General features: G+C 50.4%; 20 protein-coding genes and 3 tRNA genes. 4 read left to right on the forward strand and 19 right to left on the reverse strand.

What is annotated here, in order from left to right; translation table 11 throughout:
• Nucleotides 1-36 precede the first annotated feature (36 nt).
• The 12 genes from AC53GJ_RS17610 to tsaE all read right to left on the reverse strand — a co-directional run bounded on the left by AC53GJ_RS17610 (nt 37) and on the right by tsaE (nt 12,489).
• Entirely contained in the window at nt 37-666 is a 630-nt protein-coding gene (locus tag AC53GJ_RS17610) for a tetratricopeptide repeat protein (RefSeq protein ID WP_496729658.1), read from the reverse strand.
• Nucleotides 667-858: 192 nt separating this feature from the next.
• Nucleotides 859-2,154, reverse strand: a complete 1,296-nt coding sequence (locus AC53GJ_RS17615) for an adenylosuccinate synthase (RefSeq protein ID WP_496729660.1) — start codon at nt 2,152-2,154, stop codon at nt 859-861.
• Between the two features lie 203 nt (nt 2,155-2,357).
• Nucleotides 2,358-2,540 carry a DUF2065 family protein gene (locus AC53GJ_RS17620; protein ID WP_496729662.1) on the reverse strand — a complete coding sequence of 61 codons (183 nt, stop codon included), beginning with the start codon at nt 2,538-2,540 and terminating at the stop codon, nt 2,358-2,360.
• A complete protein-coding gene (locus AC53GJ_RS17625) occupies nt 2,541-3,719 on the reverse strand; it encodes an aminotransferase class V-fold PLP-dependent enzyme (protein ID WP_496729664.1) in 1,179 nt (392 codons plus the stop codon).
• Nucleotides 3,720-4,046: 327 nt separating this feature from the next.
• On the reverse strand, nt 4,047-4,925 hold the full coding sequence (hflC, locus tag AC53GJ_RS17630; RefSeq protein WP_496729666.1) for a protease modulator HflC: 879 nt from the start codon (nt 4,923-4,925) through the stop codon (nt 4,047-4,049).
• Nucleotides 4,926-4,928: 3 nt separating this feature from the next.
• Nucleotides 4,929-6,074, reverse strand: a complete 1,146-nt coding sequence (hflK, locus tag AC53GJ_RS17635) for an FtsH protease activity modulator HflK (protein WP_496729668.1) — start codon at nt 6,072-6,074, stop codon at nt 4,929-4,931.
• A 50-nt stretch (nt 6,075-6,124) separates the two neighbouring features.
• Entirely contained in the window at nt 6,125-7,375 is a 1,251-nt protein-coding gene (gene hflX, locus AC53GJ_RS17640; protein ID WP_496732814.1) for a ribosome rescue GTPase HflX, read from the reverse strand.
• Nucleotides 7,376-7,426: 51 nt separating this feature from the next.
• Entirely contained in the window at nt 7,427-7,684 is a 258-nt protein-coding gene (gene hfq / locus AC53GJ_RS17645; protein WP_496729670.1) for an RNA chaperone Hfq, read from the reverse strand.
• 65 nt (nt 7,685-7,749) lie between these two features.
• Entirely contained in the window at nt 7,750-8,697 is a 948-nt protein-coding gene (gene miaA / locus AC53GJ_RS17650; protein ID WP_496729671.1) for a tRNA (adenosine(37)-N6)-dimethylallyltransferase MiaA, read from the reverse strand.
• Nucleotides 8,685-10,541 carry a DNA mismatch repair endonuclease MutL gene (mutL, locus tag AC53GJ_RS17655; RefSeq protein ID WP_496729672.1) on the reverse strand — a complete coding sequence of 619 codons (1,857 nt, stop codon included), beginning with the start codon at nt 10,539-10,541 and terminating at the stop codon, nt 8,685-8,687. The genes miaA and mutL overlap by 13 nt, the downstream gene beginning before the upstream one ends.
• Nucleotides 10,541-12,013, reverse strand: a complete 1,473-nt coding sequence (locus tag AC53GJ_RS17660) for an N-acetylmuramoyl-L-alanine amidase (protein WP_496729674.1) — start codon at nt 12,011-12,013, stop codon at nt 10,541-10,543. The genes mutL and AC53GJ_RS17660 overlap by 1 nt, the downstream gene beginning before the upstream one ends.
• Nucleotides 12,013-12,489, reverse strand: a complete 477-nt coding sequence (gene tsaE / locus AC53GJ_RS17665) for a tRNA (adenosine(37)-N6)-threonylcarbamoyltransferase complex ATPase subunit type 1 TsaE (protein WP_496729676.1) — start codon at nt 12,487-12,489, stop codon at nt 12,013-12,015. The genes AC53GJ_RS17660 and tsaE overlap by 1 nt, the downstream gene beginning before the upstream one ends.
• Before the next feature lie 203 nt (nt 12,490-12,692).
• Here tsaE and queG point away from each other — a divergent pair, with 203 nt between their 5' ends.
• Nucleotides 12,693-13,838, forward strand: coding sequence for a tRNA epoxyqueuosine(34) reductase QueG (queG, locus tag AC53GJ_RS17670; protein WP_496729678.1), 1,146 nt, complete (start codon nt 12,693-12,695; stop codon nt 13,836-13,838).
• Here queG and AC53GJ_RS17675 read toward each other — a convergent pair.
• The 7 genes from AC53GJ_RS17675 to orn form a co-directional block, all read right to left on the reverse strand.
• Nucleotides 13,797-14,036 (reverse strand): DUF1289 domain-containing protein, encoded by a 240-nt coding sequence (locus AC53GJ_RS17675; RefSeq protein ID WP_496732815.1) that lies wholly within the window; start codon nt 14,034-14,036, stop codon nt 13,797-13,799. The genes queG and AC53GJ_RS17675 overlap by 42 nt on opposite strands.
• Nucleotides 14,036-16,249 (reverse strand): putative bifunctional diguanylate cyclase/phosphodiesterase, encoded by a 2,214-nt coding sequence (locus AC53GJ_RS17680; RefSeq protein ID WP_496732816.1) that lies wholly within the window; start codon nt 16,247-16,249, stop codon nt 14,036-14,038. Before AC53GJ_RS17680 ends, AC53GJ_RS17675 begins: the two co-directional genes overlap by 1 nt.
• A gap of 90 nt (nt 16,250-16,339) precedes the next feature.
• Complete coding sequence (locus AC53GJ_RS17685) at nt 16,340-16,852, reverse strand: DUF4442 domain-containing protein (RefSeq protein WP_496729679.1); 513 nt, start codon at nt 16,850-16,852, stop codon at nt 16,340-16,342.
• Between the two features lie 196 nt (nt 16,853-17,048).
• Nucleotides 17,049-17,124 (reverse strand) — tRNA-Gly (locus tag AC53GJ_RS17690).
• A gap of 33 nt (nt 17,125-17,157) precedes the next feature.
• Nucleotides 17,158-17,233 (reverse strand) — tRNA-Gly (locus tag AC53GJ_RS17695).
• A gap of 21 nt (nt 17,234-17,254) precedes the next feature.
• Nucleotides 17,255-17,330 (reverse strand) — tRNA-Gly (locus AC53GJ_RS17700).
• 106 nt (nt 17,331-17,436) lie between these two features.
• Nucleotides 17,437-17,985 (reverse strand): oligoribonuclease, encoded by a 549-nt coding sequence (gene orn / locus AC53GJ_RS17705; RefSeq protein WP_496729680.1) that lies wholly within the window; start codon nt 17,983-17,985, stop codon nt 17,437-17,439.
• Nucleotides 17,986-18,123: 138 nt separating this feature from the next.
• Here orn and rsgA point away from each other — a divergent pair, with 138 nt between their 5' ends.
• From rsgA to AC53GJ_RS17720, 3 genes are read left to right on the forward strand one after another with little or no spacing between them, the layout of a single operon-like run.
• A complete protein-coding gene (rsgA, locus tag AC53GJ_RS17710; RefSeq protein ID WP_496729682.1) occupies nt 18,124-19,176 on the forward strand; it encodes a small ribosomal subunit biogenesis GTPase RsgA in 1,053 nt (350 codons plus the stop codon).
• Between the two features lie 11 nt (nt 19,177-19,187).
• On the forward strand, nt 19,188-20,048 hold the full coding sequence (gene asd, locus AC53GJ_RS17715; RefSeq protein WP_496732817.1) for an archaetidylserine decarboxylase: 861 nt from the start codon (nt 19,188-19,190) through the stop codon (nt 20,046-20,048).
• 54 nt (nt 20,049-20,102) lie between these two features.
• Entirely contained in the window at nt 20,103-20,798 is a 696-nt protein-coding gene (locus tag AC53GJ_RS17720) for a glycerophosphodiester phosphodiesterase (RefSeq protein ID WP_496729684.1), read from the forward strand.
• Nucleotides 20,799-20,819: the final 21 nt, after the last annotated feature.

Here is a 20,819-nt window from a genome sequence, read left to right on the forward strand (position 1 = left end):
GCTGTTTTAATCAGCGAAATGTCAATGAATTTATCTTTACAGCGGTTTTTTTGCCCGTTGCAACACGGGTTCAGGCATTCGGCTAGCCAGTTTTTGCAAAGCGGTTTGGATACGCTGGTGCATATTTTTATCGGCAGTGACCGAATGATGTAACCAACGATAGACAGTTTCATAATCAACCGGACTACCGGCACCGCCGAGTAATAATTCAGCCAGCCGGATCTGGGCATTCAAATTGCCCATGGCTGCTGCTTCCTGCAGATAATCTTGTGCTTTGCTGAGGTCTTTTTGCACAAATTTGCCTTGCTGATAATAGCGGCCCAGTTGTTCCAGCGCTTCAGGTAAACCTTGTTTGGCGGCAGCTTCCATCAAATCCCAGCCACGTTCAACATTGACCGGCACGCAAATGCCGTAAGCCAACATATCACCGTATAAAAACTGATAAGAAGGCAACTTCATAATATCAGCCCGGGCTTCGATATCTTTCACCAATTGGCATTCATCATCTTTCACCCGTTTCAGATGCAGATTTTGCCGGATCAACGCCAGCAATTCATCCTGACTGTACAACTGAACAACCTGCAAATCATCGACAGTGACCTGAGCTGTTGCCAACCCAGACCAGGCACATATTATCGCCAACACGCTATTGCGCCATCTGCTCATGTTCATCACCTCAAAATGCCACAGCCATCTTTATTAAGCTAACTATCCGCATTGCGAACTATAGTTATGGCATTGTTATCGGCTACACCGCAAGCTTCCTGAGGCTTGGCAACAAAAAAATCTGCCTGCCGTCCATTTATTGCGCCCATAAAAAAAACGCTGCACCAGGCAGCGTTTTTTCAACATCGCGGATTAAGCAAATGGATGCAGTAACACTATGGTTTGTACCCGATCCGGCCCGGTAGAGACGATATCAATAGGTACACCTGTCACTTCTTCCAGTCGCTTGATGTAATCACGCGCCTGTTGTGGCAGACCTGCTAATGATTGCACACCAAAAGTCGATTCCGACCAGCCTGGCATGGTTTCATAGACTGGGGTAACCAGTTCATAACCTTCAGCCGCCAGTGGCGGTACATCGGCAATTGAACCGTCCTGTTGGCGGTAGCCAACACAAATCTTCACTTCAGTCAGCCCATCCAGCACGTCTAACTTGGTCAGACAGAAGCCAGAGATACTATTTAGTTGCACAGCACGACGCACAGCAACAGCATCAAACCAGCCACAACGACGTTTACGGCCTGTGGTGGCGCCAAATTCATGGCCTTTCACACCTAAGTGTTCACCGACTTCACAATCAAGTTCAGTTGGGAAAGGTCCAGAACCAACCCGGGTGGTGTAGGCTTTGACGATACCAAGCACATAATCAAGGTAACGCGGACCAAAACCAGCACCTGTGGCGACGCCACCAGCCGTAGTATTAGATGAAGTCACATACGGATAGGTACCGTGATCGATGTCCAACAAGGTACCCTGCGCACCTTCGAACATGATTTTTTGGCCGGCTTTACGCGCTTTGTCCAGCAAATCAGTGACATCCACCACCATGGATTTCAGCGTAGCTGCCATCGACAAGGCGTTGTCCAGCGTGGTCTGATAATCAATTGGATCCAGTTTATAATACTGGGTCAAGGTGAAGTTATGCAGCTCCATCAGCACTTTAAGCTTTTCAGCAAACAGCGCCGGATTAAACAGATCACCTACCCGTAAACCACGGCGGGCGACTTTATCTTCATACGCAGGACCGATACCACGGCCTGTGGTGCCGATTTTCTTATCGCCGCGGGCAGCTTCACGAGCTACATCCAGCGCAACGTGGAATGGGAGGATCAGGGGACAGGCTTCGCTGATCAGCAAACGTTCTTTCACCGGGACGCCACGCTGTTCCAGCATGGTCATTTCCTTTAAAAACGCTTCTGGAGACAGCACTACACCATTACCAATCACGCATTTTACGTTGGCACGTAAAATACCAGACGGGATTAAGTGTAATACCGTTTTCTCGCCGTCGATCACCAGGGTATGACCGGCATTATGGCCACCCTGATAACGAACAACATAGCTTGCCTTGTCGGTTAATAAATCGACGATTTTGCCTTTTCCTTCGTCACCCCATTGGGTGCCGAGCACTACAACGTTTTTGGCCATGGTTCCTACATCATGGAAAAAAATTAGGCGGGGATTCTACCAAAATAAAACACAAAGTTCAGCCGCAAGGGTAAAAAAAAACCAACTGATTATTCAGTTGGTTGAATTCATTCAAGTTTAAATCAGAAAAAAACACTCAGGACGTCTGGATTTCTAGTTTTTACAGGCGAACCAAGGCGACCTCTGTTGCTTGCAACAACCAGTCAGAGTAAAAACAGGTAAATCAACACTGCAGTGGCACAGAGCACAGCCCCAACCTGACGCAGGCTAGTGGCAGGTTCCTGCGCCAACCGGGCTAAATAACGCTGCCATTTATTGGGAAATAACAAAGGCCCCAAACCTTCGAGCAATAATACCATCACCAATGCCAGCCAGAATGCGTCCATCTAGCCCCCAGTTACTGCTGAATTCAGACACCCAAGCTGAATATCACTGATATCCAAATAAGGTGCAAAACCAAATCTGAGCCGGTCTCCCCGATAATCAGTATGGATCCCCTGCTGTTTTAACAAACTAGCCAAGCCGGCGACTGTAGTGGCATCAGCGAGTCTAAAGGTTAAAAAATGGCCATGCTGGTGCAGATCATGCTGGATTAAATTGGTTTGATTCAGTAGCGGATGCTGCTGCAGCGCCAGTTCAGTCAAAAAGGCTTGTTGCAGTTGTTGCACATGCTGATGCACGGCTGCGATGGTAATACCCTCAGCTTGATACAAATCCAGCACGGCTTCAAGGCGGTATAACGCGGTAAAATCCATGGTAGCGCCAGCAAACTGATAACCGTCCTGACTATATTGCACTGCCCCGGTACGGGCAGACGCCAGCGCGCCAAACTCGGCAAACCAGCCAGTGTACAAAGGCCGCAGACCGTTGTCGGCTGGCACCAGCATAAAACAGCAACCTTCGCCGCCCTGAGCGTATTTGTAAGAACCCGCCAGATAAAAAATTTCGCCTTCGAGCGCCGATAAATCAGTCGGTATCGCCATAAAAGCATGATAACCGTCAATGGCAATCCGGGCCTGACAAGCCTGTTGTAACTGGCGTACCAAGCTTGTCAGCTCAGGTACAACCACACCTGAATTAAAAAACACCTGGCTGAAAAAGATCAGATCAGGTTGCAACTCAGCAGCAGCAGTGACGAAGCGGCTGTTGAAGCTGGCGAAGGGTTCGGTCGGTACCTGAACTAATTGCACTTGTGGCAACTCAGCCAGCCGCTTGCTCTGGCGGTTGAAGCTATGAAACTCACTGTCAGTGGTCAGGATCTTCAGCGGTTTGCTCCAATCAAAGCAACTCAGCAGCCGGAACAATAATTCATGGGTATTAGGTGCAAAGACCAGCTGTGCACTTTGTTTGAGCTGCAATAAGCCGGCAATTTGCCGTTGTACTTTTGGTACTTTCTCACCAAACACCAAATCCCATTTATCGTCGACCAGGCGCGCACTGTCATCCCAATAGGCTAAAGTTGCAGCGCGGGTGACGTCAGGCCAATAATGATGGGAGTGGCAGGCAAAATGTTGCACCTTGGGGTTTGCTTGCAAAAAACGCTGATAATATTGTTTGTAAGACATAGAGGTCTCCGCTGTGTTGCCAGCATTGGTTGCTTGAGGTCGTCACTTGAACTAGCTAACCTGAACTCGGGTTAAGCAATACCGTTTCATACGCATCTTTTCGCGCCTCTCTGCGTTGCTTTTTCTAGCTATAGCCAGCTATGACGTACGAAAAAACGCCTTGATATCCACAAAAATCTACGCATGAAACCTTTCATTCGTGCTGTTCATATCAATCTTAGTGCACGGTACTCATTAACCCGAGTTCAGGTTAACTGAGTGACTGTCAGCGCGCAAAAGCAAGATACAAAAAAGGCGCACCAGGCGCCTTTTTCTCAGTACTGCAAATTATTTCTTGGTTTGTGATTTCATATATTGGAAGAAATCACTATCAGGCTGCACCACCAGAATATCAGATTTGCTGTTGAAGCTACGGTTGTATGCTTCTAAGCTTCTGACAAAACTGAAGAACTCAGCATTTTTATTGTACGCTTCAGCATACACTTTGGCAGCAAGCGCATCACCTTCACCGCGAACAGTACGCGAATTACGCTCGGCTTCTGCCACCATGACCGTCACTTTGGCATCGACATCAGCCCGGATGATCTCGGCCTGCTCCATACCACGGGCACGGTGCTCTTTGGCCACTGCAGTCCGTTCGGCGCGCATCCGCTGGAAAATGTTATTACTGATTTCATCTGGCAGGTTAATTTTCTTCACCCGCACATCCAGAATTTCAATACCCAGCTCATCGGCACCTTTACCGGCTTGTGCCAGCGCGCCAGTCATCAGCTCAGCCCGTTCACCAGACACAATCTGCTGAATGGTACGGGTACCAAACTCAGTCCGTAAACCGTTGTTAATGTATTGCTTTAACAAAGTTTCGGCCCGGTCAGTCCGGCCTGCAGTCGCCAGGAAGTACTTACCAAAATCTTTGATCCGCCATTTGACATAGCTATCGACCAGTAAGTCTTTTTTCTCAGCAGTCACAAAGCGATCAGCTGGATCATCCAGCGTCTGCACTTTGGCATTCAGCAAACGAACATTTTCGATCATCGGTAATTTAAAGTGCAAACCTGGTTCAAATACCACCACACTACCATCACTGGTCCGCTGGATTTTACTGAACTGGAATACGATACCACGTTCACCTTCCTGCACCACAAACAGCGACGAATACACTACGATCAGGATTAAAGCGATAATAGCTGCAATAAAGTTCTTCATGGCTTAACCCCTCCCTGCCCGGTTGGAATCCACGCGCGGACTCGGATTCACGCTGTCAACGCTACGATTCTCAGGCAAGCTGATTCTGGGTTCTGCTGTTGCAGGCTGCGCTGCAGCGCCCGACTGATTCAGCATTTTATCCAATGGTAAATACATAATATTGTTACCGTTTTTCACATCAACCAACACTTTTGACGTGTTGCCATAAACCTGTTCCATCGTTTCCAGATACAACCGCTCACGGGTAACCTGTGGTGATGCAATATACTCAGGCAGTAATTTTTCAAAACGGGCCACTTCACCCTGTGCCTTGAGTTGTGATTGCTGCTTGTAAGCTTCGGCTTCCTGCATCACGCGGTTCACCCGACCACGGGCTTCAGGTTCAATGGCACGGGCATATGCCTGCGCTTCCTGAATAAAACGTTGTTCGTCTTCCTGCGCCGCAATAGCATCGTCAAAAGCAGCTTTCACTTCTTCTGGCGGCCGGGCATCACGGAAGTTGACATCAACAATCTCTAAACCCAGGTTATAAGGTTTGATAATGCTTTCCAGTTCGACACGGGTATTCTGCCGGATCAATTCACGACCTTTGGTTAACACATCATCCATCAATGAGTGACCAACCACATAGCGTAACGCGGCATCGGTCGCCTGGCGCAGGCTAATATCCGGATCAACCACCGCAAATTTATATTGGCGTGGGTCAACAATCCGGTACTGCACTTCAAAAGTCACCCGAACCAGATTCTGGTCCTGCGTCAGCATAAAACCATCAGTTTTTAAGGTTTCAACGCTGCTGACATCAACTGGCAATACTTTGTCGATAAAAGTTGGTTTCCAGTTAATACCCGGACTGACTTCACTATGGTACTGACCAAAACGCAAAATCACGCCACGTTCCGATTCTTTAATGGTGTAAATACCACTGAAAAACCAGCCGATAACGGCAATCAGGATTGCAAACACCAGGATGGCAGAACCACCACCGGAACTGCTGGCTGAACCGCCTTTATTGCCACCAAACAATCCGCCGAGTTTTTTGCTCAGATTGCGAAACATTTCGTCCATATCAGGTGGACCCTGATTGCGACCACCCTGGTTCCAGGGGTCGTTGTTTTTGCCGTTATTACCCGGCTCATTCCAAGCCATACTTCACTCCGTCATGCTGTAAAAAGAGTTGAGGTTAATGTATCAAAAAGTCAGGTCGATACGATAAAATTTTGCAATTGGCCAGCGCTGAGTTTCAGCAATCTGGCCCATTGTGCTGATGCAAGTGCCAGTTCTAACCGACAACTGCCATCCTGTTCAAATTGTTCCTGCTGCACCGCTCCCAACTGGTGCAATCTGGCGCGCCAGTGCCCGGCATCCGGAGGTAACAACAGTTGCAGACGCTGATAACTGTCTGACAATAATTCAGTAATCGCTTGCAGCAATAAACTGATACCTTCATCAGTGCGGGCCGACAAATACACGGCTACCGGTAAGGCTGCTTCGTTATATTCAATCCGCGGTTGCTGTGCTAATAAATCGATTTTATTAAATACCAGCAGTTGCGGAATACCATCAGCTTCAATTTCCTCCAGTACCAGTTCAACCTGGCGGATATTGTCATTGATGCGTGGATCAGCCACGTCTATCACATGCAACTGCAAATCGGCTTCCCGACTTTCCTGCAACGTTGACTTAAACGCCGCCACCAGGTCATGGGGCAAATGCCGGATAAAACCAACAGTATCAGCAAAAATTAATTGACCAAAATCCGCCAGCCGGACTTGCCGCAGCGTTGGATCCAAAGTCGCAAACAGCTGATCTGCCGCATAGACTTCAGAGCGGGTCAGTCGGTTAAATAAAGTAGATTTACCCGCATTGGTATAACCGACCAGCGAAATCACCGGAATTTCAGCCCGTTGCCGCGCTTTACGTCCCTGCTCACGCTGTTTACCAACCTTTTCCAACTTCTGATACAAAGCAGCTATACGGTCGCGCAACAAACGTCGATCTGTTTCCAGTTGAGTTTCACCTGGTCCACGCAAACCAATACCACCTTTTTGCCGTTCGTTATCAAAACCACGGATCAAACGGGAGGATAAATGTTTCAACTGCGCGAGCTCAACCTGCAACTTGCCTTCATAACTGCGGGCACGCTGAGCAAAGATATCCAGGATCAGAGTGGTACGATCGATCACACGACACTGAAACAGCAGTTCCAGATTGCGGGTTTGGGCTGGTGAAAGAGCGTGGTTAAAAATAACCACCTGAGCGCCAGTTGCAGCGACCGCCTGTGCTATTTCCTGCGCCTTGCCACTGCCGACAAAAAGTCTGGCATCGACAGTACTGCGATTGCAGGTGACAACCGCAACTTCAGAAACTCCTGCGGAAGACACCAGCATTTGCAGTTCGTGCAGGTCTTCACAAGCGTGTTCTTGCGGAAAATAAACATGCACAAGGATCGCTTGCTCAGCCTGAGAGTCACGGTCAAACAAGCGTAAAAATCCTGTTGATTATTCGTTCTCGTCCATATCACCGCTGCCTGAACCATGGCTAACCATAGTGTTCACTGCGCGGGCCGGCACCACAGTTGAGATAGCGTGTTTATATACCATCTGACTCACTGTGTTCTTCAGCAAAATAACAAACTGATCAAAAGACTCGATTTGTCCCTGTAATTTAATCCCATTCACCAGATAAATGGAAACTGGAATACGTTCCCGCCGTAAGGTGTTTAAAAATGGGTCTTGTAAAGATTGGCCCTTTGCCATGTGCCGCTTTCCTTTTTCTTAGTTCTGATTCTTGATATATGGATTATTATATTATTTTCAAGTCGTTAAATAACGATTTTTTTCTCTTCACCCACAGAGCGTAGCGAAGATAAAACAGCTTGCAAGTTTTCTGCAGGACTTCCTTCACTTTTCAGCCAGTTTAAATCCTGCCAACTGCGCAACCAGGTCAATTGCCTTTTTGCCAGTTGTCTTGTCGCGGCGACCCCACGATACACCATCTCAGAGTAAGGCACTAGCCCGTCCAGATAATCCCACATCTGGCGATAGCCGACACAACGCATCGATGGTAAATCCGGATGCAGGTCACCCCGTTGTCTGAGCGCAATGACTTCCTGCTCAAACCCTTGCTGTAGCATCAAACTAAAACGCTGCTCTATCCGCTGATGCAATACCGCCCGTTCAGTCGGCGCTATGGCAAATTGCCGCACCGGATAAGGCAAAGCTTCACCTTTTTCGGCTGTCCATTCGGTCAGACTTTTACCACTTATCAGGTAAACTTCTAACGCCCGACTGATCCTTTGTGGATCGTTGGGATGGATCCTTGCTGCCGACACCGCATCGACCTGTGCCAGTTGCTGATGCAATTGCTGCCAACCGACCACCGCAGCCTGCGCTTCCAACTCAGCTCTAATCGCAGGTTCCGCCTCAGGTAATGGCGAAATCCCTTCCAGTAATGCTTTAAAATACAGCATAGTACCACCAACCAACAGCGGAACTTTACCTTTTTGCTGAATATCCGCAATGTGCCACAAAGCGTCTCGGCGAAAGTCGGCTGCTGAATAAGCCTCTGCTGGATCCAAAATATCAATCAGCCGATGTGGTGCCAGCGCTTGTTCGGCCGCATCAGGTTTGGCAGTGCCAATATCCATGCCCCGATAGATCAGTGCACTATCAACACTGATAATTTCCGCATTCGCCTGCTGCACCAGCTCAAGCGCTAACGCAGTTTTGCCAGCAGCCGTCGGGCCCATCAAAAAAATTACCGGCTGCATGCGCTGGCCTCCAGTTGTGCCTGACTTGCCGACAGATCTAACGGCACTGCCAACCAGCATTGCGGCTCAGACAAGAGCGGCGCAAAATAGTTTAAAAAAATTTCGGCACTAAACCAATGCTGCTTTAGTCCATGTTGGAATAAAATTTGTAACAATTCAGCGCTATTGCATGTAGTGACCGGCCAATGTTGCCACCAAAGCGGTAACCACTGACTGAAAGCAGATTGACGCAACAACTCAGGCACGGCGCGGATAATCAGCGTTTGGTTGTTCAGCAGCAAATCAAACCCCAGCTCAGCCAACAGCGTTGCTTGCGCCAATAGCAACGGTTTCTCTGCCGTGGTCAAACTCAGCCGCACTGGCAATAATAAAGTTGCACTGGCCACAGGCTGTTTATGCCAAAGCGGCGCCAGTGTCGCCGCCAGATCAATCAGCCACAGCTGCCCGCCAGCAGCTGCCACCGCATAATAATTATCTTGCAGCAGCCAGTTTAAAACCGACTGGGTCACAGCAGAGCCGGTCGCTGCCGTCGGCACTGTCGTTGGCTGTGCCGGTATGGCCGCAGCGGCCCCCGTTTCCGTCAAAGTGGGTTCAGCCACGCGCATTGCGCCTGTATCTGACTGCACTGCCAACCCTGTCTGCTCTGGTAGTGGCCAGCCACGGCCAGCGCCGCCAATTGCCGTATAATTCTGCCCAGCAGGGCTACGACTTACGCCAGCGCCCTGATAAGTGCTACGACTCAAACCGGCAGAGGAACTCAAGCCACCCCATGAGCTGTTCGTCTGGAGCGGGCGTTCAGCTTGCGCCACCGCCTGGTCCTGACGCTGTCCGATACTGTGCAATAGCGAAGGTTGCTGGCAAACCTGCGCCAATGCGCTGGCAACAAAATCATGCACCAGGCGGGCCTGATGAAACCGCACCTCATGCTTGGCCGGATGTACATTGACATCCACTTGTTGCGGATCAAGCTCCAGGTACAACACAAAAGCCGGCTGCACACCAGGTGCCAGGCTATCGTCATAAGCTTGCCGAATGGCATGGTTCAGCAACTTATCCCGCATCATCCGGCCATTGACGTAACTATACTGACAAGCTGGTTGCGCCTGACAGGCTTCCGGCGCCTGGATCCAGCCCCATAACCGCATCTGTTCGTACTGACTTTCGACAAAGAGCGCCGATTCAGCAAAAGACCTGCCACACAATTGCGCCAGTCGTTTTTGCCGGCCGGCCTGATCAGTGGCAATTTTTAGCTGCCGCACCGGCTGGCCGTTATGCTGTAGCTGCCATTGCACATCGTAACGACTGAGTGCCAGTCGTTTCACCAGTTCATCGATGTGACCAAATTCAGTTTTATCACTGCGCAAAAAACGCCGGCGGGCTGGTGTATTAAAAAATAAATCCAACACTTCAATGCTGGTGCCCGTCGGATGCGCGGCCGGTTTTAATTGCACCTGCATGTCACGGCCTTCTGCCATCGCCTGCCAGGCACTTTCCTGCTCCGCCGGTTTTGAAGTCAGGGTCAAGCGGGAAACGGAGCTGATACTCGCTAGGGCCTCACCACGAAAGCCAAGACTGACGATTTGTTCTAAATCAGTCAGTTGAGAAATTTTGCTGGTGGCATGCCGACACAAGGCGAGTTCCAGCTCTGCTTGGGCTATGCCACAGCCATTATCGCGGATACGAATTAATTTACTGCCACCTTTGTCGATATCAATACTAATGCTAGTGGCGCCTGCATCCAGACTGTTTTCTACCAACTCTTTCACCACCGATGCAGGCCGTTCGACCACTTCGCCGGCGGCAATCTGATTGGCAAGTTGGGGCGATAAAATCTGAATGGGCATCAGTTCGGGATCCGCAGTTTCTGACCAATCTGGATATTGTCTGATTTCAGTTTATTATGCCGGCGTAACACCGACATCGGTATGCCATATTTTTTCGCCAGGCCAGATAACGACTCACCTTTACGCACCAAGTGCACTTGCTCGCGGGCTTGTGGCGTCGGCGAAAGTTTCGGCGCCGTCCTGACAATAGGTCCCGGCTGGCTTGGCACAGTCCGCACTATCGGACCGGGCTGAACCCCTGCGCTGCTTTGCTGCTGCCCCTGCTGTCGGCTAACCGGGCGGTCCAGCACTGGCTGACCTTTGCGTTGTGCCAACCAGGAATCAGCTGGTGGGTTTTGCTGATAATGCGACTTCAGCGCCCGGAAAATCGCACCAGCTAGTTTTTGCTGATATGAAGCCGACTTTAGCTTTTGCTCTTCCGCAGGATTAGAGATAAAACCGGTTTCAATCAGGAACGACGGAATATCCGGCGCTTTTAACACGCCCAGACTGGCGGGCTGTGGTTCCTTTTTATGCAGGTGAGTCACTTTACCCATTTCAGCCAGCACCTTAGTGGCTACTTCAAAACCTGTTGTCATCGAATGATTCATCGATAAATCCAGCACTGTTTGAGCCAGATAGCGCTCATTGGCAGAATCCTTAATCACTTCTGCTACCCCACCCAACAACTCTGAGTGTTGTTCCGTTTGCTCCAGCATCCGGCCGACTTCAGTGGTGGCACGACGCAGGGATAACACCCACACCGAACCGCCATGGGCTTGACGGTTTTTCACCGCATCAGCATGTACAGAGATCAGTAAGTCTGCCTGTTTATTGCGTGCCAGTTCAGGCCTTTTCGTTGGATAAATATAATAATCTGCAGTACGAGTCAGCACAGCTTTAAAACCAGGCTCCTGGTTAATCAGCGCCATTAACCGCTCTGAAATCGCCATAGTGACATGTTTTTCATAAGTGCCACGCGGGCCAACAGCCCCCGGATCATGACCCCCATGACCGGCATCAATCGCAATCACAATATCGCGACCAGCCCCTGAACTACGTCTGATCACCGGAGCCGCAGTCGCAGCAGCAGCTTGCTCTGCTTTACTGTCTGCCAGATCAAGCACCAGACGGTGACCATAATTTGCCGAAGGTGGCAGGCTAAAAGCTTTGCCTTGCGCCGATCTGGTTAACTCAATCAGCAAGCGGATACTGTTACCGGCCTGACGCTGCACCCGGATGTCCTTGACCAAATCAGACTCACCTGACATCCGTCCCAGCGATGGGCTGCTGACATTACTCAGATCCAACTGCACCACGTTGCCCTGTTGTGGCAATAAGCGATATTGCACCCGACCACTGACATCGAACACCACGCGAGTACTATCGGGGGATGGCCAAATACGGACACTCTGGATTTTTTCTGCCGCTTGCAGCGGATTTAGCAGTAATAACCAGCCCAAACACAGCCAACCAGCAAACACCAACCGCATTAACAGACTCCAAAACAGTGTTGCAACATCTGGTTGCCACGCGCGGATTGCGCAGTCAAGGTGAACTGACGGGAATGTTCAGCCAGGATCTGCAGTTCCAGCAAGACATCAGGTGGCGGCAATAAAGGTTCGCCACGTTGCGGCCATTCCACCAGACACAGATTATCCGCACTGAAATAATCACGGATCCCCATAAATTCCAGCTCTTCCGGATCCCGCACCCGATATAAATCAAAATGAAACACCGTCAGGTCGGCCAGTTGATAAGGCTCGACCAGGGTATAAGTTGGACTTTTCACATTGCCTTGATGACCAAGCGCTTGTAACAGACAACGGCTGAAGCTGGTTTTGCCCGCGCCCAACTCGCCCTGCAAATAGATCACAGCCCCCTGACGGCAAGCAACTGCCAATTCTGCAGCCACTGTCTGGGTATCGGCTTCGCTGTGAAGCAATCGTTGATAACTTGCACCTGTCATGCTTTTCCTCAATCGAAAAACTACTGCTCTGCCAGCGCGCCGTCAGGAGGGCTATGGCTTTGATGTTTGGGTTGCTATGCTACCAAATTGTGCACCTCAGAACCACAGCTATAGCCGGTTGATTTCAGGTTGCACCGGCGGCAGCGCTCTGGGTATGATCAGCGGCCTTGGTGTAACAGCCGTCATTTTGGACTTTCAGCAACATGGGGCATCAAGCGCCTGACATCGACTGGCAGCAACTCGCCAGTCAGATCAAACAGTGGGCACTGGAACTGGGCTTTGCTCAGGCCGGTATTTGTGACACCGACTTGCAACCGGAAGAAGCCAAACTGCAGCAATGGCTGGATTTGGGCATGCACGGCGAAATGAGTTATATGGCCGAGCATGGCATGATGCGGGCAAGGCCCACCGAACTACTACCCGGAACTTTAAGGGTGATCAGCGTGCGGATGGACTACCTGCCACCGGCCGCTGCATTTGCCACCAATCTGGCCGATCCGGCCCTGGCTTATATCAGCCGTTATGCGCTGGGCCGGGATTATCACAAATTAATCCGTAACCGGTTAAAACAACTCGGCGAACGGATAGAGCAACAGCTCGGCAGTTATGGCTACCGGCCTTTCGTCGATTCAGCGCCAGTGCTGGAACGACCGTTAGCCGCCAAAGCGGGTTTAGGCTGGATTGGCAAGAATAGCCTGTTGCTCCATCCGACCGCTGGCTCCTGGTTTTTCCTCGGTGAATTGCTGGTGGATTTACCGCTGCCGGTGGATCAACCGCTCAGCCAGGACTGCGGCCATTGTGTCGCTTGTATCACCATGTGTCCAACCGGCGCTATTGTGGCACCAGGCGTGGTTGATGCCCGCCGCTGTATCAGTTATCTGACAATTGAACTTAAAGGTGCCATTCCACTGGAATTCAGGCCTCTGCTCGGCAACCGGATTTATGGTTGCGATGACTGCCAACTGGTGTGCCCGGTCAACCGCCATGCACCACTGACCCGTCAGAGTGATTTTCATCGCCGCCGGCAGTGGCAGGACCAAAGTTTATTGGCGTTATTTTTATGGGACGAAAACACTTTTTTACGCCAAACCGAAGGCTCAGCGATCCGGCGCATCGGTTATCAGCGCTGGCAACGCAACCTGGCTGTAGCATTGGGCAATGCGCCTTATCAGGCTGAAATTATCGCCGCCTTACAACAGCGTGCCGGCACTGCCGAAGCTATGGTGCTGGAACATATCGAATGGGCGCTGGCACAACAGCAGCAAAAACAACAGCAGGCGGAAAAAGCCAATCGTCAGCAACAAAGGTTAATCCGGATTATTCAGGTTGGTTTGCAAAGAGATGCCTGATGGCATCAAGGCTGATTCAGACTGCAACCGCGCTTGCTGCAGTTGCGCTAATCTGGCACTGGCAGTGGCAATAATCTGTAATTTCTGCTGCTCATCGGCCTGATGCCAGCCAGTGATTTCGGCCAGTGAACGACCACAACCCAAGCAGATATCTTGTTGATCCAAGCAGCAATTACGCCGGCAAGGAATGGGTATCATCACTGCGGCCCCTGCAGCAACTGTTGTTGACAGAACTGCAGCAGTGCCGGCAGTGGCAAAGGCTTACTGAAATAATAACCTTGGATAAAATCACAATCCAGTTGCCGTAATACCTCCAGTTGCTCCAGAGTTTCAACGCCTTCTGCTACCACTTGCACATCCAGCACCTTCGCCATATTGATCAGGACCGCCACCAGGGCACGGGCTTTTTCATGTAACGCCACTTCGACAATAAAACTTTTATCAATTTTGATAAAGCCAACCGGATAGCGACTCAGATAATTTAAGGCGGAATAACCAGTGCCAAAATCATCAATCGCCAATTGTAAGCCTTGCTGATGAAGGCGGGCAATATTCTGTTGCTGGATTGAGACTCTGTCCATAAACAGCGATTCGGTGATTTCAAAAATAATCTGGCTACTGTCGATTCCGGCCGCTTGCATCAGGTTCAGCCATTCATCCGCCACATGGTGCACGTTAAACTCCTGACTGCTGCGGTTAATCGACATTTGCAGCCTTAATCCCTGCCGGTTCAGCTCGGTTAAATCCCGCAGTGCCTGTTGTAAAATCCATAAGCCCAGCGGTCGAATGGCACCAGTTCGCTCCGCCACCGGGATAAAATCCAGCGGCGAAATCAAGCCACGCTCCGGGTGTTGCCAACGCACCAATGCTTCGCATTTGCTAAATCCGGCAGTCGCCATATCGTAAATTGGCTGATACACCAGAAAAAACTGTTCGTGGGCTATGCCATGCAAAATTTCATTATGCAGATGGACAAAACGATCAGCTTCTTTTTGCATCTGAGCATCATAAAAATGATAGGTATTGCGGCCCAGTTGTTTTGCTGCGTACATAGCGCGGTCGGCATGTTTGAGTAAATCACCATGATTCATGCCGTCATGTGGATACATGGCAATGCCAATACTGGCGCTGACGGCCAGACTTTTATCACCGACCTGCACCGGCTGCGATAACTGTTGTACCAGCCGTTCTGCCATCAGCTCAGTTTGCTCTGGCGCTTTGCCCAGCATAGTCACAATCACAAATTCATCGCCGCCCAGCCGTGCCAGCAGATCATGCTCGCCAACCAGTGACTGTAAGCGCTCCGCCACCGCCCTTAACAATTTATCGCCGACCAGATGGCCTAGGCTTTCATTCACCTGCTTAAACTCGTCCAGATCCAGACAGAGCAAACTTAAACAGCTGTGCTGATTTTGCGCCTGCTTGATCATGCGGGACAATTGTTCGGTAAACACCACTCTGTTGGGTAAGTTGGTCAAGGGATCATAAGTGGCCTGAAACGCAATAGTATACATCGCCAACTCGCGCTCGCGCGCCAAACGTAACAGCAAAAAGGCAGCTGTACAAAGTAACAGAATGACCGTCACGGCCAGCAAGGCCAGCCACTGTAACGAGCCGAACAACCAAGCGTGCTGCTGCCTGGGGGCCGCTTGTAATTGCCAGCGCCCGACCGGTAATTTGATATCGGCCATCACGCGCGGCTGGCTGGTGACTTCGACATCGCCCCAAAACAACTGTTCCGGCTGATCATCACCATCTTTACCTGATAAACCAACATAATAATGCGCTTGTAAGGACGGCAATCTGACCTGCTGCAATAATAATTCCAGCGGCATAATGGCAGCAATCAGCCCCCAATGTTGCTGCTCAGCAAGCAACACCGGCACCCGCACCACCAGCGCAGTGCCACCTTGCAATAAATTCACTGGCCCTGCCACTACAGGTTTGCCCAGTTTTAGGGTTTTTTCGATGGCCGCCATTTGCTGTGGTAGATTTCGATAATCAACACCGACGATACTTTCATTGCCTGCCAGCGGATAGACGTAACGGATCACCAGATCAGGCGCCAGCGCCACATGGCGAAATAACGGATAATTTTGCAACAACAAACCCACCCGCTGATCCAGCCGCTGTAAATTGGCAGAGGGCTGCAGAATCAATTCACTGCGAATGGAATCCAGCGCCACCACCCCACTGTTGACGGCACCTTCTAATTCCGAAGCGTAATTGGTCAAAGTTTGCAGCAGTTGATAGCGCTGCACTTCAATCTGGCGCGCTCTTTCCTGCGCCAACATTGCCAGCGCTAATGCCGCTAACAGCAAAAACAGCAGCACTGTCACCAGTTTCGGGTAACGAATAAGTAAATTACCAAGGTAAGGTCTTGGCATCAGGTGGGATAAAGTCGCTGGCATCGGCGTCAAAACTGGCGATCCAAAAAAGCTGTTATGCTGAACTTTAACAGGCAATCTGAGGGCGCGCCAGTTTAGCCGCAGTTCATCTCATCAACTTGACGCTTTACCGGCGGTGCGGTTTTTCGGGATCCAGGCCCAGACATATTCTGCCACCACAGGTTCAACGCCGACTTGATCGCTGATTTGCACCTGCAGCGTCACCTCTCCTTTCACGTTACTGCGAATATACTGAATTTGTTCAGCGGTCAGACTCACAGTGGCAGTCAACTCACCACTGGCTCTTTTGACATAATCCAGCTTCATCGATTTGAGTAAAGGCAACCTGTCATCCGGCACATGCATCCCCAGCAGAAAGCCACTGGCAGATTCCCCCAGTAGCGCCATCGCGGCGGCATGGACTGAACCAATATGATTCTGGACTTTACGAAAATTGCCTTGCTGCAAAACCGCTTGCTGAAAAGTTAACTGACGGATACGGATACCGGCGGTCCCGGCAAACTTGACAGCACGACCAAACAATTGACTCAGTAACCAACTTTGTAACCACTGCGGCGCCCGCTGAATTTGAACGACCATCCGGCTTAATTTATTGTTGCTTTCCATCCCGCACACCTCACTGGTCATACCTCTAATATGACAGCTAAATTAGCAGCTCGGCAGGCACAATACAAGCTGAGGCTTAGCTGATAGCTTTTGCATAGTATCGTAGTGAGAAGTATTTTAGACAACGAATTGCAGCATTGTTGCCGCCGCCCTGTCGGGAAAATTATGGCTTGGATGACATCTGAGGTACAGGATTTGGAGCGGGCAACGAGACTCGAACTCGTGACCTCGACCTTGGCAAGGTAGCGCTCTACCAACTGAGCTATGCCCGCATAACGAGGATTTACTATGAACTTGCTGACGATTGGAGCGGGCAACGAGACTCGAACTCGTGACCTCGACCTTGGCAAGGTAGCGCTCTACCAACTGAGCTATGCCCGCATCACCGTCAACTGAAGAATTTGGAGCGGGCAACGAGACTCGAACTCGTGACCTCGACCTTGGCAAGGTAGCGCTCTACCAACTGAGCTATGCCCGCATCAATTTCTTCTGAACACCGCTTTATCACAACACTAGCAACTGACTAACTTTGCGACTAAGCGGGGCGCATTTTACAAAATCAATTTGAGTTTGCAAGCACTTTATCAGGGTAAACGAAAAAAGTGTTGCTGATAGACCATTAATTCAGCAATTGAGTCACGAATATCATCCAGCGCTAGGTGGCTGGATGATTTTTTCACCAGTTTACTGACTTCCGGATTCCAGCGTTTGGCCAGTTCTTTCACCGTACTGACATCTAAATTGCGGTAATGGAAAAAACTCTCCAGCTCCGGCGCATATTTCACCAGAAAACGGCGATCCTGGCCGATGCTGTTGCCGCACATCGGTGACTTGCCGGCTGGCACGTACTGCGACAGAAAATCTATGGTTTGGGCCACGGCGGCAGCCAAGTCAGTCTGACTGTCACGGCAGCGTTGTGTTAAACCGCTTTTACCATGTTGCTCCACACACCAGGCACTCATATTGTCCAGTACTGCATTGGGCGTTTTAATCGCAAAAGCCGGACCTTCGGCCAGAATGTTCAGATTGCTGTCGGTGACAATAGTCGCCATTTCCAGGATCACATCCGTATCCGGCTCCAGGCCGGTCATTTCCAGATCGATCCAGACTAAATTTGTATCCTGTACTGTCATAAAAGGTACCTTCTTGCTGATGAAAGCCAGTTGCCAGCGGCTGGCAACGGATTGCCGCTTTGTAACTTGGCTGAATGCTAGTATCATACTACGCCTGACGCCAACTGGAAAACGCCCATCATGGGCCTGTGAGATACAGTGACGAAAAAGAAACATCTGAGTAACCGCCAAACCGACAGGATCGCCGGAAATCAGCAAAAACGACTGGAACGGCTGGAAAAAAAAGCCGTCAAAGCAGAACAACAACTGCAACACACGCAACTGGCGGAGCCTGAAGCCGGTGTGGTTATAAGCCGTTTTGGTCAGCATGCCGATGTCGAAGACAGCCATGGCCAGATTGAACGTTGTAATATCCGCCGTACTATTAATTCCTTAGTCTGTGGCGATGAAGTGGTCTGGCGGCGCTCACTCCAGCCACAGTCTGGTATTCAGGGCGTGATTGAAGCGGTACAGGAACGTCGCTCCGTATTATCCAGACCCGATTTTTATGATGGTCTGAAACCGGTCGCTGCCAATATCGACTTGCTGATTATTGTGTCGGCCGTGTTACCAGCCCTGTCGCTGAACATTATCGACCGCTACCTGGTCGCAGCTGAAGCAATGCAAATTAAACCTCTGTTATTGCTAAATAAAATTGATTTATTATCGGTCGAACAACGCGCCGTGGTGGAACAGCAACTCGATACTTATCGGGCTATTGGTTATGAAATTCTACTCCTTAGCGCCAAAACCGGTGAAGGTATGCTGCAGCTTGATCAGTACCTGCAATCAGGTACCAGCATCTTTGTCGGTCAGTCTGGGGTGGGTAAATCATCTTTGGTGAATAACCTGCTGCCAGAATTACAAGTCGTCACGCAAGAAGTCTCTGATAACTCAGGTCTGGGTCAGCACACGACCACAGTGGCGCGGCTTTATCATTTGCCGGATGGCGGTAATCTGATTGACTCGCCTGGGATCCGCGAATTTGCGCTCTGGCATCTGGAACCGGATGAAGTGCTGTGGGGCTTTAAAGAATTCCGTCCCTGGCTGGGTCGTTGTAAATTCCGCGACTGTAAACATGCCGATGATCCGGGCTGCGCGCTGCACCATGCCGTTGAAATTGGTGAAATCTGTGCAGAACGTTTTGAAAATTATCATAAAATCCTGCTGAGTATGGCGCAGGATAAACCGAATTTTTTTAAAGTTGATTAAGGATCCGTATGATGGATAAAGTCAAAATCACCCTGCAGTATCTGCTGCCAAAACATCTCATTTCCAGGCTGGTCGGTTATCTGGCGGCTGCGCGACTTGGCCCGCTGTCGCATGCGCTGATTAAACTTTTTATTAAAGCTTATGGCATTAACATGGCAGAAGCCAAATACCAAAACGCCAGCGATTACGCCAGCTTTAATGAGTTTTTTACCCGGCCATTAAAAGAGGGGATCCGGCCCTTGGTACAAGACGCCAACATCATTGCGCATCCGGTCGATGGAGCCATCAGTCAGTTAGGTGCGATTGAAGGTGATCTGCTGATCCAGGCCAAAGGCCATCATTATTCCCTGCAAGCGTTATTAGGCGGCAAACCGGAAACAGCGGCACCTTACCAGAATGGTCAATTTGCCTGTATTTATCTGGCGCCAAAAGATTATCACCGCATCCACATGCCGGTGACCGGTACCTTGCGCGAAATGATTTATGTGCCGGGCGAGCTGTTTTCAGTCAATCCGCTGACCGCAGCCAATGTACCGGGATTATTTGCCCGTAATGAACGCGTAGTTACCATCTTCGACACTGAAGTCGGACCAATGGCGTTGGTCTTAGTGGGGGCCACCATAGTTGCCAGCATTGAAACTGTCTGGGCTGGTACTATTAGCCCGCCGACCGGGAAAGAAGTATTTCGTTGGCAGTACCCGGCCACCGGGGCAAATTCAGTCACCCTGGCAAAGGGTGCCGAAATGGGCCGCTTTAAACTAGGTTCAACCGTGATCCTGGCATTTGCACCGGACCAAATTGAATTTTTAGCGCAACAATATCCAGGCGCGATAACCCGAATGGGTGAGCCCTTTGCAGGCATCAAGGCATAAACCACAGGCAGCTTCGGCTGCCTTTTTTGTCTGTTGCGATAGGAGAACAGTCTGATGAAAATTTTTGCTCACCGCGGCTGCAGTGGTCATTATCCGGAAAATACCCTGGCTGCCTTTGCCGCCGCCTTAGCCAGTGGCTGCGACGGCATTGAACTGGATGTGTTTGCGCTGCAGGACGAGCTGGTGGTGATCCACGATCGGCAGTTAGCTCGCACTACCAATGGCATTGGCAATCTGGAAGATTATACCCTATCGCAGTTGCAACAACTGGATGCCGGCCAGGGTCAGTCGGTCCCCATCTTGTGGCAGGTACTGGCGCTGGTGCAGAATCGTTGTACACTGAATATCGAACTCAAGGGCCATGATACGGTCGCACCACTGCTGCAACTGTTGAGCAAAGCACAAACCGAACTTGGCACTGAACTCAGTACCTTACTGATTTCCTCTTTTCATCACCCGCTGCTGTGGCAGTTGAAACAACAATGCCCGGCGCTGGCGATTGGCGCACTTACCGCTGCTATTCCGCTGCACTACAGTGCTTTTGCAACTGAGCTTGCTGCCGTGTCCGTTCATTGTGATCGCGGTTTTGTCGATGCCCATCTCGTGCGAGATGCCCATCAGCGTGGCCTTGCCTGTTATGTTTACACCGTCAATGATGCGCGGGAAGCGCGCAGATTGCAGCAACTTGGGGTGGATGGCATCTTCAGTAATTATCCGGCCGAAGCACGGCAGTGGTTGAGTGAAGCCTAATCACCAGCTTTGGTCAGGTGG

The organism is Rheinheimera sp. B2H12 (assembly GCF_059620065.1).